The following is a 16,958-nucleotide window of genomic DNA, read 5'->3' on the forward strand; positions in this document are numbered from 1 at the left end:
TGCGCGTCCTGCGCCCCGAAAGGTTCTCCATGCATTCGCTTGTTTCCCGTTCCCTGGCGGCCGCCGGAGTAACTGCCGTCCTAATGGCTGCCGGGATGGGCGCCGCCTCTGCACATGTCCACGTCCATCCGGACTCCACGGAGGCCGGGGAGTCCGCGCTCCTTACCTTTGAGCTCTCCCACGGCTGTGCGGGTTCGCCGACGACGGCGGTGACGGTCACCCTTCCGGAACAGATCACCGATGCGACTCCGACGGCACACCCGGGGTGGACGATCAGCAAGGCTACGGAGGATTTCGCCGAGCCGCAGGTGCTGGACAACGGCACCAGCATCGGATCGCGGACGAGCCAGGTGGTCTTCACCGCCGTCGAGCCGCTGCCCGACGGCGTACGGGACACCTTTCAGCTGACCGTCCGGCTTCCGGATGCGGCGGGAGAAACGATGGCGTTCCCCGTTCTCCAGACGTGCACCAAGGGTGAAACAGACTGGGCTCAGCTTCCGGCAGAGGAGCAGTCCGACGCCGACCTCGAGTCTCCGGCGCCGGCCTTCACCATCTCCGGGGGTTCCGGAGACCACGCGGACGACGACGCGCATGGCGCCGAGGACCGCGGGGGCGCCCAAGAGGAGGACCGCGGGGCGCCGAAGAGGAGGGTGCTGTGGACGAGGACGATCTGGAAGCTGCGGCAATTGCCGGGTATGCAGGTCTGGGCGCCGGTGTGCTCGGACTGATACTGGGTGGCGTCGCACTGTTCCGCACGCGGAAAGCCTAACGTTTTGCTGCGTCATTTACCGGGAGTCCGACGCCTTGTAATTGACGCTTCCCCATCCCTGAGGACAGGGTAAGGCTATGAATATGCGGTTGTGGAAGTCTTCGTCAGTATCCGCTGTGGCCATTGGTGCCGTCTTAGCCCTTACCGGCTGCGGATCCGGCGGCGGGGAGACGGCATCGTCCGAGTCGCCGGCGCCCTCTTCTGCCTCATCGAGTGCGGGCGCACCGGCCAGTGGACCGGAAACTTCTGCTCCCGGCGCCGGAGACCCGACGGCGTCGGCGACGGCCGCGGCTCCGGCACCTTCCGCTGGCCCGGGCTCGTGTTCCGTTGCGGATCTGGCGGGCTCCGTGGAAGAGAGTATCGGTGGTGGAGCTGCGGGCAGTGTCTACCGGTCGTTGGTACTGACCAACGTGTCAACGGCACCCTGCACCGCGGCGCCGGGATACCCGGGTGTGTCCTACATAAATGCTGCGGGGCAGCAGCTGGGTGCGGCCGCTGTCCGTTCCGGCGAAGCCGTTACCGGTGAACCGATTCTTCTGGAACCGAACCAGTCTGTGGTCTCGGAACTAGGGAGACCCGTGCCGAGAATTATGGTGCTGACTGTGTGTCCGAACCGGCAACGCAGCTGGTCGTATACCCGCCCGAGGACCTTGAATCGCTGAACATCGACCACGGGATTCTTGCCTGCGCCAATCCGAACGTTGAGCTGCTGAGCATCGGACCCCTGCAAAAGCGCTAGGCACCGCGGCGCCGCATGGCGGGGATAGGCTCGCGGGCGCCGTATGGCGGGGCGCATTCCTGGCGCCGTATGGCGGGGCGCGTTCCTGGCGCCGTATGGCGGGGCGCATTCCTGGCGCCGTATGGCGGGGCGCGTTCCTCCACAGGCCCTTCAAATCCCATTGCCCCAAGGACTTATCCACTTAGGAAAATTCCTTCCGGACACTGTCCCCTATTTCCCGAACAATTGTTTTATGGAGACATCCCCTGGAGTGAAAACCGGCAAGGTACCGGTCCCGGTCCCGGTCCCGACCGGCGTGGAGCTTCCCGGCACTGCGGGGGTTACCCCGGGTTTTGTCCGGTGGATTCCTTCCTCGCCTCCGTAGGAGAAGCCGCCGAGACAGTTCAACACCTGAGCCGCCACGCTGTGCAAGCGAGTGCCCTGATGGCTCCGGCAGAAGCAGCCACCCTTGCGGCAGACATCGAAGCCATTTCCCGGCGGGTGGAATACCTCCAACTGGTGTGCGCCGGAGCTTTGGAGACACACCGCGTCACCGAAACCTTCGGAGACGACAGCGGCGCAGGAGGTCGCGATGCAGATGGCAGAGATCAAGCCGGCAGAAAGCCAGATGGTTTCGAAACGGATGCATCCGAAACCTACGCTGCCCAACCCGCTGCTCGTACACCCTCGGCTGCGGGAACTGTCGATTCCTCAGGGCGGAATAACACGCGGGGACAACCGCCGGGTTCCAGTGCGCTGCAGAGGGCTGAAAAAGTCCGTACCGAATTCCGCAGCACGGCAGATTACATGCGCTGCCGTCTGCGTATCAGCCGCGCCGAAGCACAGCGGCGGCTCAGGCTGGCCGCTTATTTGCTGCCCTCGAGCAGCACCGGCGGACAGCCCGTCCCAGCGGGCCTGCCGGCCCTCGCGGAAGGCTGCGCAAGCGGCCTGGTCTCCTCCGCGGCCGCTGCTGTTATCACCAATGCTGTGGACCGGGTCCGGCACCGTACGGATTCCGCTGCGGTTACAACCATAGAAGCCGACCTCACTGCCCTGGCGTCCCGTCAGGACACGGATTTTCTCGTCCGGGCGGCACACCGATGGGTGCTTCTGGTTGACCAGGATGGCGCCGAGCCAACGGACGAGGAACTGCGACGCTTTCAGGGAATCTTTCCGGGCCGGAAAAGGAACGGCCTCAATCATCTGAACATCTACTGCACCGATGACCAGCATGAGACGCTGCTGACGGTGATGAATGCAGCCGCAGGACCGCGGATTCAGATAATCCCCGCACCAGGTCACGGTGGAAATGATCCGGCCGCCGAAGGACTGGACGGCACACGCCCCGATCCGGCCACCGCTTCCCGTTTGAACAGCCGCAGCCGTCCCCAGCGACTGCTGGGCGGACTTATTGATGCAGCGAAAGCGGCCCTCGCAGCCGGGGGCGTGCCCGCTGCCGGTGGTCTCCGCCCACAGGTCATGGTGACGATCGATTCGGCATCCCTGCTGCAGAGCTTCGATTTCAGCTCGATCCTCAAGCCGATGAATGGGCCGGAACCCCTGCCCAACGTGACAGCAGGATCCGGAAACTTTGCCTTCTCAGGTCCTGTTCCCGCAGCGACAGTGCGAAAACTGGCCTGTGACGCCGACCTGTTGCCCGTCATGCTCTCCGGTGAAGGCAGAATCCTGGACATCGGCCGAGCCCAGCGGCTCTTCCCGCCGCACCTGCGCAAAGCCCTTCATGCCAGGGACGGAGGGTGCGCCTTCCCCGGGTGCACCATTCCTGGACCTTGGACTGAAGCCCATCACATTCGCTACTGGAACCACGGCGGGCATACCTCCACAGACAACGGGGTCCTGCTGTGCTCGCATCACCACCATGAAGTGCATAAGGAAAACTGGTGCATCAAGGTGCAGTCGGGCGTGCCGTGGTTTGTTCCACCTGCCTATGTGGATCCCGACCGCATTCCTCTGCGAAACACCTTCTTCCGTGCTGGTCTGCGGCCCGGATCCGTCCGGCACGCCTCCGAAACGGTCCAGCCGGCGTGAGGATCTCCGCCCAGGATTCGGCCTCCAGCCGAACCTCACGTGCGAGGGTCAAAAGTGTCGGGACCGTGCGGAAGAATAGGTCCCATGACGTCGGGAGTTTCGGTGCTGCAGAAGTTCACCCCCGCCACCAGGGAGTGGTTCGAGGGTGCCTTTGATGCGCCAACACCTGCCCAAACCGGAGCATGGGACGCCATCTCCGAAGGATCCAATGCGCTGGTGGTTGCGCCCACCGGCTCCGGTAAAACGCTGGCAGCGTTCCTGTGGGCCTTGGACAGTTTCATTGCCTCGGCCGCCGGCGCCGAGGCGACAGCTTCCGAAACAGCTACGAACCTGCCCGTCAGCGCTCCAGCCGGATCATCAGCATCGTCCGCATCATCAACCGCCAAACCCGGCACGCGCACCAAAACGCCCAGCCGCAAACGAAACACCGAACCGAAACGCAAAACCAGGGTTTTGTATATTTCGCCGCTGAAGGCGCTCGGTGTCGACGTCGAGCGGAACCTGCGCTCTCCCTTGATCGGCATCACCCAAACAGCAAAACGCCTGGGCCTGCCGGCACCGGGCATCACCGTAGGTGTCCGTTCGGGAGACACACCGCAGAACGAACGCCGGGCACTGCTGACCCGCCCGCCGGACATCCTCATCACCACGCCTGAATCCCTGTTCCTCATGCTGACGTCACGCGCACGGGAAACACTCGCGGAAGTGGACACGGTGATCGTCGACGAGGTGCATGCCGTGGCCGGCACCAAGCGGGGTGCACATCTTGCCGTAACGCTTGCCCGCCTGGATGCCATGCTGCCCAAACCTGTCCAGCGCATTGGCTTGTCCGCAACGGTGGAACCGCACGAAACAGTCGCTCGGTTCCTGGGCGGAAATGCTCCGGTCAGAATCGTCGCACCAGCCTCCTCCAAGTCATGGAACCTCACGGTGACGGTTCCGGTGGAGGATATGTCCGACCTGGGCGGTACGCCTCCGGCTGAAGACACGCTGGAAGGCGGCTACGCGCCTCAGGCGAGCATTTGGCCGCATGTCGAGGAAAAGATCGTGGACCTCATTGAGGCCAACCGCTCCACCATCGTCTTTGCCAACTCCCGGCGGCTGGCCGAACGGCTGACCGCAAGACTCAACGAGATCCACGCGTACCGGAAAGAGGCAGCGCAGCTGCCGGCGGCCGCTGCGGCTGCCACCGGAACCGACGACGCTCCCGGCAATGGAACCGGGACACCCCACGGGAGTGCCGCACCCGGTGCCGGCACGCACCCCGCAGGCATCACGGCCGTTGGGAACGGCACCTTCGGGAATCCACCTTCGGCAGTGCCCGCTGCCCGGCCTCCCGCGCAGCTCATGGCACAAGCAGGAGTTTCCATCCGGTACCGCGAACCGGAACCGCCGGCAGCCGAGGGCGAGAACCCGCTGCTGGCCCGCGCCCACCACGGGTCCGTCTCCAAAGACCAGCGCGCCTTGATCGAAGACGACCTGAAATCCGGACGCCTCCGCTGCGTGGTGGCCACCAGCTCCCTCGAACTGGGCATCGACATGGGTGCCGTCGACTTGGTCATCCAGGTCGAATCGCCGCCGTCCGTGGCCAGCGGACTGCAGCGCGTGGGGCGCGCCGGACACCAGGTGGGAGAAACCTCCCAGGGGGTCATGTTCCCCAAACACCGCGGCGACCTGCTCAACTCCACCGTCGTCGCCGAACGGATGCTTGCCGGACACATCGAACCCCTGTTCATCCCTGCGAACCCGCTGGACATCCTTGCCCAGCAGACCGTAGCGGCAGCAGCGCTGGGTTCCATCGACGTGGAGGAATGGTTCGACGTCGTCCGCCGTTCCGCGCCCTTCGCCGGGCTGCCGCGCTCGGCGTTTGACGCCACCCTGGATCTGCTGGCCGGCCGCTACCCGTCCGACGAGTTCGCGGAACTGCGACCGCGGATCGTATGGGACCGCACCGACGGCACCATCACCGGACGCCCCGGCGCCCAGCGGCTCGCGGTGACATCCGGAGGCACCATCCCGGACCGTGGGCTGTTCGGCGTGTATCTGGTGGGAGACTCGGAAGGCAAAAACAGCCGGCGGGTCGGTGAACTCGACGAAGAGATGGTCTATGAATCCCGCGTGGGTGATGTCTTTGCCCTCGGCGCCACCAGCTGGCGGATCGAGGACATTACCCATGACCGGGTGCTGGTTTCCCCGCCTTCGGACAGCCCGGCAAACTGCCCTTCTGGCGCGGAGACTCCCTGGGGCGGCCGGTGGAGCTGGGCCGCGCACTCGGAGCATTCGTCCGGGAAATGGCCGGCAGCGACGACGATGCTGCCCGCCGGCGCCTTGCCGCCGTCGGACTCGATGAGTGGGCCGCCGGAAACCTCATCACGTACCTGCGTGATCAGCAGCAGGCAACGGACGTGGTGCCGAACGACCGCTCGCTGGTGGTGGAGCGTTTCCACGACGAGCTCGGAGACTGGCGGATCGTCCTGCACAGCCCCTACGGCATGCCGGTGCATGCCCTGGGCTCTGGCCGTCGGCGCCCGCCTGCATCAGCGCTACGGCCTGGACGGGTCGGCAATGGCGTCCGACGACGGGATCGTGCTGCGGGTGCCGCTCATGGAAGACGAACCACCTGGTGCCGAGCTGTTCCTTTTTGAAGCGGACGAGCTCGAGTCCATTGTCACGGCGGAAGTGGGCGGATCGGCCCTGTTCGCCTCCCGGTTCCGGGAATGCGCCGCCCGGGCACTGCTCCTGCCGCGGCAGAATCCCGGAAAGCGCAGCCCGCTGTGGCAGCAGCGGCAAAGATCGGCACAGCTGCTGGATGTTGCCAAAAAGTACCCCACCTTTCCGATCGTGCTCGAAACCGTGCGCGAGTGCCTGCAGGATGTCTACGATCTGCCCGCTCTGAAGGACATCGCCGCAGGAATCGAGCGCCGCGAAATCCGGCTCGTGGAAACCACCACACCCTCGCCGTCGCCGTTTGCCCGGTCTCTCCTCTTCGGCTATGTCGGTGCGTTTCTGTACGAGGGCGATTCGCCGCTCGCTGAGCGCCGCGCCGCAGCACTGTCACTGGATCCCACGCTGCTCAATGAGCTTCTCGGCAGGGCAGAACTGCGCGAGCTCCTGGACGCACGCATCATCACGCAGATCGAACATGAGCTGCAGCGGCTGGCAGCGGACCGCCGCGTCCGGGGCGTCGAAGGAGTGGCGGACCTGCTCCGGCTGCTCGGACCGCTCACGGCAGCCGAAGCCGCGGCCCGGCTGGAGCCGGAAGGCAGCACCGCTGAGGCCGGGGACGATGCGGCGCAGCAGAATCCGGCGGCAGCACAGGAACATGCCAGCCAGGAGTATGCTGCCGGGCTCCTTGAGGAGCTGGTCCGTAACAACCGCGCCCTAAAGGTCGGCGTTGCCGGGCTCTCCCGTTATGCAGCCATCGAGGATGCCGCCCGGCTGCGTGATGCTCTGGGTGTTCCGCTGCCTATGGGGGTTCCGCTGGCCTTCATTGAGCCGGTGGCCGACCCCCTGGGCGACCTGGTCGGCCGGTACGCCCGAACCCACGGACCGTTCACGGCCGCGGAAGCCGCAGCGAGGCTGGGACTGGGGATCGCCGTCGTCACCGGCACCCTGCAGCGGCTCGCCGGTGAGGGACGGGTGGTTGAGGGCGAGTTCCGCCCTGCGGAGACCGCCGTCCTGGACGCCGCAGCCGGCGTCGACACCACACCCGGCGCGGTCATTACCGTGCCCGGCACCCCGGGAGGAACCGAATGGTGTGACGCCGACGTGCTGCGCCGCCTGCGCCGGCGTTCGCTTGCTGCGCTGCGGTCCGAAGTGGAGCCGGTGGATCCGGCCACGTTCGCCCGGTTCCTGCCCGTCTGGCAGAACGTCGGGTCCTCGCTGCGGGGGCTCGATGGCGTCGTGACCGTGATCGATCAGCTCTCCGGAGTTCCCATTCCCGCATCCGCGTGGGAACCGCTCATCCTGGCCTCCCGCGTCCGCAACTATTCGCCGTCCATGCTGGACGAACTAACGGCCACGGGAGAAGTCCTCTGGTCAGGAACCGGGTCGCTGCCCGGCAATGACGGCTGGATTGCCCTGCACCTCGCCGAAAACGCCCCCCTGACGCTCAATCCGGCAACTGATTTCGACCCCTCCGAGCTGCAGCTGCAGCTGTTGAATCTCCTGTCGGGCGGAGGGGCGTACTTTTTCCGCCAGCTGTCCGACGCGCTGGCCGCGCAGGGCACCGAATCCTCCGATGCGAACATTATTGGGGCCCTGTGGGACCTGGTGTGGTCCGGCCGGATCAGCAACGACACCTTTACCCCGGTCCGGTCGCTGCTGTCCGGCGGCAAGACAGCCCACAAGCAGCGGGCGGCGACTCCCCGTGCCCGCACCGCCCGGCTCGGGCGCATTGGCCGCGCCCCGGGGGCATCCCTCACCGGAGGGTCCATGCGCCTGGCGGCAGGAAACCAGCCGGCAGCTCTTCGCAACGCTCCCCGCTGGTGGCAGGGCGCTGGAGCATGCTGCCGCCGGTGGAAACGGACACCACCATCCACGCTCATGCAACCGCAGAACTGCTGATGGACCGGTACGGGATCCTGACCCGCGGCTCCGTTGCCAGCGAAGGAACTCCCGGCGGTTTTGGACTGCTGTACCGGGTGCTGGCCCGGCTTGAGGAGATGGGACGCTGCCGGCGCGGCTACTTCATTGAACAGCTTGGTGCTGCTCAGTTCGCGGTCCCCGCAACGGTTGACCGACTGCGGTCCTTTTCCGAGGATGCGCAGCTGCGGAAGCCGGAGCCTACAGCGGTGGCGCTGGCCGCCACCGACCCAGCCAACCCCTACGGTGCAGCACTGCCGTGGCCGGCGCTCGAGGGCGGACACCGCCCGGGCCGCAAAGCCGGGGCCCTGGTCGTTCTGGTGGACGGAAATCTCGCCCTCTATGCCGAACGCGGCGGAAAAACGCTCCTGTCATTCACGGAAGATCCGGCAGTGCTCGGGCTCTCCGCCGGAGCGCTGGTAGGGATCATCCGCCGTGGCGCCGCGGAGAAGATGGCCATCGAAAAAGTCAACGGGCAGGATGTCCTGGATACGGACGCCGCCAAAGCGTTGACTCACGCCGGTTTCTACACCACGCCAAAGGGGCTGCGGTACCGTGTCTGATTCCCGCCGAAACATCTGCGCCCCGGGCACCCTGGCTCCGCGAAGAGCCACCGGAGCGGAACCCGCCCGAAGCCGGATCGGCCCGGTTCTTTACCGGCGGATACGCCGGGCTCTGCAGGGAGGCGCCGGTGCCTGAAGGAGATACCGTTTGGCGGGCCGCACGTGAACTGAACGCAGCCCTTGCCGGCCAGACACTCACCCGGTGCGACATCCGCGTCCCAAAATTCGCCACCACTGACTTCTCGGGCCGCACAGTTGCCGACGTCCTTTCCCGCGGCAAACACCTGCTGATCCGGTTGGACGATGAGGTTACCGGCTGGATGCTGCATTCCCATCTCAAGATGGAGGGACTGTGGCATGTGTATGACCGCGGGGAACGCTGGCGGCGCCCGGCCTTCAAAGCACGCTGCGTCCTGGAAACCGCCCGGAAGCAGGTGGTTGGCTTCGACCTCGGCTTCCTGCGCGTTCTCCCCCGCGCTGAAGAAAACGACGCCGTGGGGTACCTCGGTCCGGATCTGCTCGGACCGGACTGGGATGCAGCAGAAGCGCTGCGGCGGATCCGGGCAGTTCCGGAACGACCCATCGGCTTGGCGCTGCTGGACCAGCGCAACCTGGCCGGAATCGGCAACGTGTACCGCTGCGAGATTTGCTTCCTGGCCGGGGTGCATCCGTTGACGCCCGCGGGGAAGTACCGAACCTGCCGCGGATCATCAACCTCTCCAAGCGGCTGCTCGAAGCGAACAAAACACGCAGCCGCCGGATCACCACGGGAAACCGGGGCCGGGATCCGCTGTGGGTGTACAACCGCGAAACCCGGGGGTGCCTGCGCTGCGGAACGAAAGTTGTCCACGAGCTGATCGGGGACAACGCTATGGAGTTGCGGGATCTGTATTACTGTCCGCATTGCCAGCCTGAAGTCCGCCGGCAACCCGCCTAGCACCGTGGACCAGCGGTGGACCGCTAAACAGAGCGGTTCACCGGTCCGGTGGAGCACCGCTGGCAGCCCCTGCCTCCTGGAATCAGCGCCGTCATGTCCGTGCCATATCGGGCAGGGCCATCGTGAGCGCCGTACTATATGCGCTATGTGTCCCACCAGTTCCACAGGAGTGCCAGGCTTTTGGTATGCGGGATCCCCGGATCAGGAGCCGGGGCGTGCCGTGCTCAAAGCCCTGCGGGATTATCGGGCGGCTGAACAGGATATGCGCCGGCGGGGGCGCGTCGCTTTGGGCATCAATGAGAAAGACATGCAGGCACTTCGGCACCTCATGCGTGCCCACGAGCAAGGGAACAATCTAAGCCCCACTGATGTGAGCCGGTTCCTCTCCATCTCCACCGCGTCGACCACCGCCCTCATCGACCGTCTCGTGAGCAGCGGGCATATTCGGCGAAAGCTCCATCCCACGGACCGCCGGGCGCTGGAATTGGTACCAACGGAAAAATCGAACCGCGAGATGCGTGAGCTTTTCGGACCGATGCACCAGCGAATGCTTGCCGTAGCGACCGCGCTCTCGGCAGATGAAGCGGAAGTTGTTGCCGGGTTCCTTCAGCAGCTCACCGATGTCGTCGACGAAAAACCGGCATCCACCGGCCAAACCGACGAAGTCTCCGGAGCCTGCTGATCAGTTACCGGGCCTCGCCATAGTCCTCCTGAGTCCTGCCGGCAGGAGCCCGGCGGAACTGCCCTGCGCCACTGGGTAATCTGGAAGGGTGATGCAATCTCCGCTTCCAGTGCGCAACGGCGTAAATGCCACTCGTTTGCGGTTGCCGGTTGAAGGCCCGTGGAACACTGCCATGGACTACGTTTTGTCCCGTTTCGGCCACGTCGACCCGGACGGAATCGTGGACCGTTTCGCGCGGGGTGAGGTAGTGGGTGTGGGCGGTATACCCCTGACGCAGCAGACTCCCCTCAATGAGCACACTTTCATTTGGTATTACCGCGAGCTTCCTCCCGAAAAGCGGCTCCCGGTGGAGATCAGCATCCTGCACCAGGACGAAAACCTGCTGGTTGTCGACAAACCGCACTTCCTGCCCACGACACCGGGAGGCATGTACGTGGCGGAGTCCGCACTGGTGCGGCTTCGTGTGCAGCTGGACATTCCGGACCTCATTCCCATGCACCGGCTGGACCGGATGACGGCCGGAGTTCTGCTCTTTTCCACCAATCCGGACACCCGCGGAAAGTACCAGACGCTGTTCGAAAAACGCCTTATCACCAAGGAGTACGAAGCCGTCGCTCCGGTGCGCACGGACCTTGAACTCCCCTGCGTGGTGCGCAGCCGCATGATCAAGTCACGGACTTACCTGCTGGCCCAGGAGGTGCCCGGTGAGCCCAATGCAGAAACGCACGTCGATCTTCTGGAAGCGCACGACGGCGTGGGCCGGTACCGTTTGCAGCCGCACACCGGGAAAACACACCAATTGCGGGTGCACATGGCTTCGCTGGGAATCGGCATCCTCAACGATTCCTTCTACCCGGAACTCTTGCCGCAGGCACCGGACGACTACGCCCGGCCGCTGCAGCTGCTGGCCCGGTCAGTTGAATTCGTGGACCCGCTAACGAGGCAGGAAGTGCGGTACCGGAGCGGACTGACGCTGGCCTGCGCGCCGAAGCCGCCGCAGAGTAATCGTCATTCCCCGGCGGCAGACTGAGTATCGTTCTCCGGAAAATTATCCTGCCCATCCGTTTTATCTATGGGTAGGGTGGGTGAAAACATCGGAGCAGCGCCCGCTGTCCGGCAGGGGAAGGACCCTGATGATTCCGCCGTCGACGCCGTCCGGACCGCAGCGCGGACCGAAAGAACAGCATGCTCCGGAAACGCAGCGGGACCCCGAACATCTCTCCTACCCAGACCTGCAGGATGGCCCCGATCCTGCGCCCCCGCTGAAGACCTTCAGGGCATACCCGGACCGCAAACGGATCGTTCACCCCTCGGCTCCCGGATACCGCCCTCATTCACCGGAGTCGGCAGCAGCGGCTGCGCCCGCGCCGACGCCGCCCGGGACCGCACCGGCGGCGCCGCCGCGCCCGGGCCCCGTTTCCTCCGCACCGACGGCCGGCAGCTCATCCCGTATCCTTCGCTGGAACGACCAACCGGCCCTGCTCGAGCCGGCAGAGCTGCTGACCGCAGAAATTGCAACGAGCGGAAGGGCGGCCCCACCGGAACTGTCCTCGCAGGCGCCGGGCGAACCGCCGGGCCGCCGCGCGCTGGTTTTTCCGGTTCACACGATCCGGCATATTGCACTGATCCGCAGGATCGCAGTGTCAGCAGCGGCAGCAGCAGTTGGTGCCTGCGCCGTTGCTGCAACCGTTGCGGTACGTGACGGCAATCCCCTGGCCGCGCTGAGCCCGGATGCTGTCCTAAGCCCGGCCGGATCCCTGGTCGCACCTGCGGCATGGTTATGGTGGATCTGGTTGCCGGTAGCTGCCGGATGGGTCGGGTACGCGCTCTACCAGTGGCTTCCGGAGCAGCGAACGAATCCACGGCACAGCCGGTTCGGATGGATGATCCTGGCAGCCGGGATCGTGTCGCTCGTATGGCTGCTGGCAGCCGCAACCGGCTCTGCTGCCGGCTTGCTGGCTGCCGGTGCTGCCCAAACCGCACTGGGACTCACCGGCATTCACGGTGCCAACAGCACCCCGGCGGCTACCCGAACTGAAGCGTTCCTGTCCGAAGCGCCCCTCGGGTTGTTCCTCGCCGCAGGTACTTTCACCCTGACCACTTCGCTGGCTTATTTCCTAACGCGGCAGGAGGCGGATTTGGCCGGCTGGGGCGGCACCGCGTGGGCGTTGATTGCCTTGGTTACCGTCACCGTTGGGATCACCACCGTGTGCATGACGGACCGAGGCCATCTGTCGCTGGCACTGGCCGCCGTCTTTGCCCTGGCGTGTGTGAGCGGGGAACGGCTGGCCGGGTTGCCGCAGTCCACGGTCATCGGGGCAGCCGCAGCGGCCTGCGCTTTTCTGGTCCTGGTCTCCGCCGGATCCCGGCGGCATCAGGTGGACCACGAAAGGCGAAGGAACGAACGCCGCAGCCAGCCGTAGCCGTCTCTTCGGCGCCTCGCCGCCGCAGCCAGCCGTAGCCGTCTCTTCGGCGCCTCGCCGCCGCCGCCAGCCGCAGCCGCCTCTGCGGCGCCTCGCCGCCGCACCCGACGATGCACACCGCAAGGAATACTCCGCAAACGGGATTGGTTGCCGCCGGGTATGAAGATCATTGGCGTGGAACAGTTCGGCGGCCCGGAGGCCCTGACAATGCTCGAAGCCCCCGAGCCGCACGCCGGACCGGGTGAGGTCCGGATTCGGGTCAAGGCAGCAGCGGTAAGCCCAACGGACACCGTCCTTCGCGCCGGCGGCCAGGGCCGGGGCCAGATCGAGCTTCCGGCTATTCCCGGCATGGACGCGGCAGGGATCATAGACGAGGCTAACGGGGCCGCTGAATGGAAGATTGGCGACGAGGTCATGGCCGTTGCCCTGCCCCTGGGTGCCCGGCGAGGTGCCTACGCGGAGTATCTGATTGCTCCCGCCGACTCCTTGGCCCACATCCCGGAAGGCAGCGATTTTGCCGAAGCTTCCACGCTGCCCATGAACGGACTGACCGCAGTGCAAACGCTGGAAAAGCTCAATCTGCAGCCCGGACAGTCGCTCGCCGTGACGGGTGCCGCCGGAACGCTGGGCAATTACCTGGTACAACTGGCCAAACACGCAGGCCTGGTAGTGGTGGCCGACGCCGCCGGGAAAGACCGTGCCCTGGTCGCAGGGCTGGGGCCGGACTACTTGGTGGAACGCGGTGACGATGCCGCACAGCATGTGAGGGAGTTTTCCCCGACGGGGTCGACGCCGTCGCCGACGCCGCCGTGATGAACGAAAAGGCAGTTCCTGCAGTGAAGGACGGCGGCGCTTTCGCGACCTTCCGCTGGTGGCAGGCGGAGCCGGGCCGCGGAATCACCGTACATCCCGTCGCCGTGCGGGACGAGTATCACTCAGGCCACAAGCTGGAGGCGCTGCGCCGCCTCGTCGAAGACGGAACCCTGACGCTTCGGGTCGCTGACCGGCTGCCCGCGGATCAGGCGGCCGAGGCGCACCGCCGGCTCGAAGCCGGAGGAGTCCGGGGACGCCTGGTGCTGGTCTTTTAGAGCGGAACCCACTGCCCCCGCTGGCGCCGCAGGACGCGCAAACGTTCCGCGTCCGCTATCCCCTCCACGGCATGGCGCATATTGGCTGCTGCCCGTTTCGCCTGGGAATTCTCCTGTGTCCATTCGTTGTCGGGAACCATAAAGCGCAGGGTAATGCGCGGTATCCCGCCGACAATATCGAGCTGATGAGCTTCAACGTGGTGGCTGGCACCCAGGGCGGCGACGGCAGTTTCCATCACGGCTTCAGGCAGGGTGCCGGGCTTCAGTCCCGTGATGTTCAGCTGGGCTCGGAAAGATGGCATAAGAACAGGCTAATCGGTCACCGCGGACAGGCCCGGCTGAGTTCGGGCTGGGCCGCAGGCCGCAGGCCGGCGGGATTGGGTTCCCTCAGCTCCCGGAGGTCAATCCGGTCCGGAGCCCAATCCCGGCAACCGCTTAAGCTCGTTATCCTCCGGGGTGAAGTCGGCCAGGGGATCTCCGCCAAGGTGGGCCGGATCATCGCTGCCGTCTTCTTCGTCCGCAGAGACCGGGTCGTCGAAGTCGACGTCGCCGGCTGCTTCACCGATGGTGGGCACCTCCGGAGGAATCTGGGTGTCGCCCTCTTCGAAACGCTCTTCGGCGGTTTCGTCCCGCAGCGTCTGGTCCGACAGAAGCCCGGGTTCGTTCACCATGGGATCCGTCTGCACCAGCGGGTCCTCCTGCCAGCGGTCCGGATTATCCTCTGCGGCCCCCGGGTAGCTCAGGTCTTCCGGATCGATCATTTCATCGGCGTTGGCCAGGTCATCGGCGTCCGTCAGGTCGTCCAGGGGAACTTCGGCAATTTCGTCCGGAGTTACTACGTCGGCAATGTCGTCGGCCAATACGGGGTTGGTGCCCAGTTCGGGATCGGGAATGCTTTGCTCGTCCATCAACTCTGCCTTTCCGTCTGCGTTCGCCTGCCGTTTCCCCGGAAATCACGGCCGGGGAGCGGCAGAACCTCTTTAGTAAGCCTACTGACATCTCCTGTCCGACACCACCCGGCAGAAACCCCGCCGCCCCTGAACGGCCGGTGGAACCTAGCGCAGTGCCGAAATGCCGGTGAGGTCCCGGCCCACTATGAGTGAGTTGATCTCGTAGGAGCCTTCGTAGGTGTAGATGGCTTCGGAGTCGGCAAAGACCTTGGCCATGCGGTAATCAGTTACGATTCCGTTGCCGCCCAGAATGCTGCGGCCCAGCGCCAGGGTCTCGCGCATCTTCCGGCTGGCATAGGACTTGGCCAGCGCGGCCTGGGCCATTCCGTCGGAAGCACTCCGGCCGGCCGTCCGTCCGGATGTTTCGCCGTCCGCGCCAGCCGCTGACGGGTACCCGCCGCGTTCCAGCTCAGCAACCCGCGCGAGCATGCCCGTGCTTGCCACGGTGTTGCCGAGCATTCGCACCAGCTGCTCCGCAACCAGCTGGAAGGAAGCCAGCGGGCGGCCAAACTGCCGCCGCTCCACGGCATAGGCGCGGGCAATGTCGACGGCCGCCAGCTGGGCGCCAACGGCCTGCCAGCCCACCATGATCCGGGATCCGCGCAGCAGGTGCTTGATGTCTTCAAAGCTGTCGATGCCGGCGAGCCGGTCGGCTTCGGAAACGCGGACATGAGTAAGCGTGATGTCGGCATTCTGCACGGTGCGCAATGCCGTCTTGTTCTCAATCCGGCTCCGGCGGACGCCCGGCAGCGAAGCGTCCAGGAGGAAACCGCGGATTTTTCCGGTGTCAGGTTCACGGGCCCACAGCAGCATGTAGTCGCAGAACGTTCCGTTGCCGATCCACCGCTTGCTGCCGTTGAGCAGCCAGGAATCCCCGTCCCGGACGGCAGTGGTTTCCATGCCTCCGGCGACATCGGAACCGTGCTCCGGCTCGGTCAGGGCAAAGGCTCCGGTAATCCGCAGCGCCAGTGCGTCGGCGAGCAGGCGGTTCTTTTGGTCCTCAGAGCCGAACGCATGCAGGGCTTCGACAAAAAGGTCGTGGTGGACCATGAAGAAGGTGGCGAGGGATGTGTCGGTGCGGGTCATCTCCGCGATCACGAGTCCGGCAAACAACGGACTGTAGCCCTGTTGCACCGGCGTGGACAGTTCCAGCGCAGCCAGCTTGGGCAGGATCTCGGTGGGGAAGTAGGCGTCCTGCCACCACCGGCCCGCGTGCGGAGCGACCTCTGCTGCCAGGAAGGAGCGCAGCTGAGCGAGTTTTAGTTTTTCGCGGTCACTCAGCAGGTCCTCGAAGGCGTAGAAGTCCGCGTCCGGCAGGGTCAGCTCGAACGGGGCGCCGGAAGGATCGGAAGCCACCTTAGCGCGGTCCCATACGGATGGCGCCGTCCAGCCGGATCGTCTCGCCGTTGAGCATCTGGTTTTCGATGATGTGCGAGGCCAGGGCGGCATACTCATCCGGGCGCCCAAGCCGGGAGGGATGCGGCACCTGGCTGGCCAGCGAGTCCTGGGCTTCCTGCGGAAGGCCTGCCATCATGGGCGTTTCGAAGATGCCGGGCGCAATCGTGACCACTCGGATCAAATGCCGCGCCAGCTCCCGGGCCAGCGGCAGCGTCATGGCGGCAACACCGCCCTTGGACGCCGCGTAGGCGGGCTGGCCGATCTGTCCGTCGAATGCGGCAACCGATGCGGTATTGATGATGATGCCGCGCTCGAAGGTCCCGCCGGACTCCACCGGCTCAGTCTCGGCCATCGCCTGGGCGGCAAGCCGGCTGACGTTGAAGGTTCCGATCAGGTTCACCTGGATGACACGGGCAAAGTCCTCCAGCGGCAGCACTCCGTTGCGGCCCAGCACCTTGCCGGGAGTGGCAATGCCGGCACAGTTCACGGCCACCCGCAGCGGACCGGCATTCATGGCCGCTTCCACTGCCGCAGCCATTTGCCCGGCATCGGTGACATCGCCCGGTACGAAGTGGGCGTTGTCGCCGAGCTCAGCCGCATAGGCCAGCCCGCCCGACGACGGAAGGTCAACGAGGATCACTGACGCGCCGGCGTCGTACAGCCTGCGGGCAGTAGCCCGCCCGAGCCCGGAGGCACCTCCGGTAACGAGTGCCGATGCGCCTGAAATATCCACTGAATGCTCCTGCGTAAAAGTTGCTGCCGCCCCTGCGGCGGCATGACGAGCCTACTGTGATCCG

At 65.5% G+C, this 16,958-nt stretch carries 14 protein-coding genes and 2 pseudogenes; 12 read left to right on the forward strand and 4 right to left on the reverse strand.

Annotation, left to right across the window (positions count from 1 at the left end; all coding sequences use genetic code 11):
* Positions 1–29 precede the first annotated feature (29 nt).
* The 12 genes and pseudogenes from OL239_RS18655 to OL239_RS18700 all read left to right on the forward strand — a co-directional run bounded on the left by OL239_RS18655 (position 30) and on the right by OL239_RS18700 (position 13,813).
* Positions 30–728 carry a YcnI family protein gene (locus OL239_RS18655; RefSeq protein ID WP_268910132.1) on the forward strand — a complete coding sequence of 233 codons (699 nt, stop codon included), beginning with the start codon at positions 30–32 and terminating at the stop codon, positions 726–728.
* 124 nt (positions 729–852) lie between these two features.
* On the forward strand, positions 853–1,431 hold the full coding sequence (locus OL239_RS20370) for a DUF4232 domain-containing protein (RefSeq protein WP_442864179.1): 579 nt from the start codon (positions 853–855) through the stop codon (positions 1,429–1,431).
* Positions 1,374–1,508, forward strand: coding sequence for a hypothetical protein (locus tag OL239_RS18660; protein ID WP_268910133.1), 135 nt, complete (start codon positions 1,374–1,376; stop codon positions 1,506–1,508). The genes OL239_RS20370 and OL239_RS18660 overlap by 58 nt, the downstream gene beginning before the upstream one ends.
* Before the next feature lie 423 nt (positions 1,509–1,931).
* Positions 1,932–3,536 (forward strand): HNH endonuclease signature motif containing protein, encoded by a 1,605-nt coding sequence (locus OL239_RS18665; protein WP_268910134.1) that lies wholly within the window; start codon positions 1,932–1,934, stop codon positions 3,534–3,536.
* An 84-nt stretch (positions 3,537–3,620) separates the two neighbouring features.
* Positions 3,621–8,102, forward strand: a pseudogene (locus tag OL239_RS18670) (DNA glycosylase AlkZ-like family protein).
* Entirely contained in the window at positions 8,042–8,683 is a 642-nt protein-coding gene (locus tag OL239_RS20375) for an Lhr family helicase (RefSeq protein ID WP_442864180.1), read from the forward strand. Before OL239_RS18670 ends, OL239_RS20375 begins: the two are co-directional and overlap by 61 nt.
* A 128-nt stretch (positions 8,684–8,811) precedes the next feature.
* Positions 8,812–9,620, forward strand: a pseudogene (locus OL239_RS18675) (Fpg/Nei family DNA glycosylase).
* Between the two features lie 220 nt (positions 9,621–9,840).
* Positions 9,841–10,302: a MarR family winged helix-turn-helix transcriptional regulator gene (locus tag OL239_RS18680; RefSeq protein ID WP_268910135.1), complete on the forward strand. Its 462-nt coding sequence runs from the start codon at positions 9,841–9,843 to the stop codon at positions 10,300–10,302.
* A 91-nt stretch (positions 10,303–10,393) separates the two neighbouring features.
* Positions 10,394–11,332, forward strand: a complete 939-nt coding sequence (locus OL239_RS18685; RefSeq protein ID WP_268910136.1) for an RluA family pseudouridine synthase — start codon at positions 10,394–10,396, stop codon at positions 11,330–11,332.
* A gap of 55 nt (positions 11,333–11,387) precedes the next feature.
* Positions 11,388–12,725 carry a hypothetical protein gene (locus OL239_RS18690; protein ID WP_268910137.1) on the forward strand — a complete coding sequence of 446 codons (1,338 nt, stop codon included), beginning with the start codon at positions 11,388–11,390 and terminating at the stop codon, positions 12,723–12,725.
* A gap of 159 nt (positions 12,726–12,884) precedes the next feature.
* Positions 12,885–13,538: an NADP-dependent oxidoreductase gene (locus OL239_RS18695; protein WP_268910138.1), complete on the forward strand. Its 654-nt coding sequence runs from the start codon at positions 12,885–12,887 to the stop codon at positions 13,536–13,538.
* Positions 13,538–13,813, forward strand: a complete 276-nt coding sequence (locus tag OL239_RS18700; protein WP_268910139.1) for a zinc-binding dehydrogenase — start codon at positions 13,538–13,540, stop codon at positions 13,811–13,813. The genes OL239_RS18695 and OL239_RS18700 overlap by 1 nt, the downstream gene beginning before the upstream one ends.
* On the opposite strand, the gene OL239_RS18705 is transcribed toward OL239_RS18700, so the two are convergent.
* The 4 genes from OL239_RS18705 to OL239_RS18720 form a co-directional block, all read right to left on the reverse strand.
* Entirely contained in the window at positions 13,810–14,115 is a 306-nt protein-coding gene (locus OL239_RS18705) for a hypothetical protein (RefSeq protein WP_268910140.1), read from the reverse strand. The genes OL239_RS18700 and OL239_RS18705 overlap by 4 nt on opposite strands.
* A 99-nt stretch (positions 14,116–14,214) precedes the next feature.
* Entirely contained in the window at positions 14,215–14,721 is a 507-nt protein-coding gene (locus OL239_RS18710) for a hypothetical protein (protein ID WP_268910141.1), read from the reverse strand.
* Between the two features lie 147 nt (positions 14,722–14,868).
* Positions 14,869–16,119 carry an acyl-CoA dehydrogenase family protein gene (locus OL239_RS18715; RefSeq protein WP_268910142.1) on the reverse strand — a complete coding sequence of 417 codons (1,251 nt, stop codon included), beginning with the start codon at positions 16,117–16,119 and terminating at the stop codon, positions 14,869–14,871.
* Between the two features lies 1 nt (position 16,120).
* Positions 16,121–16,894 (reverse strand): 3-hydroxyacyl-CoA dehydrogenase, encoded by a 774-nt coding sequence (locus OL239_RS18720; RefSeq protein WP_268910143.1) that lies wholly within the window; start codon positions 16,892–16,894, stop codon positions 16,121–16,123.
* Between the last annotated feature and the right edge of the window lie 64 nt (positions 16,895–16,958).

It is taken from the genome of Arthrobacter sp. ATA002, assembly GCF_026898095.1.
Taxonomy (GTDB): Bacteria; Actinomycetota; Actinomycetes; order Actinomycetales; family Micrococcaceae; genus Arthrobacter_B.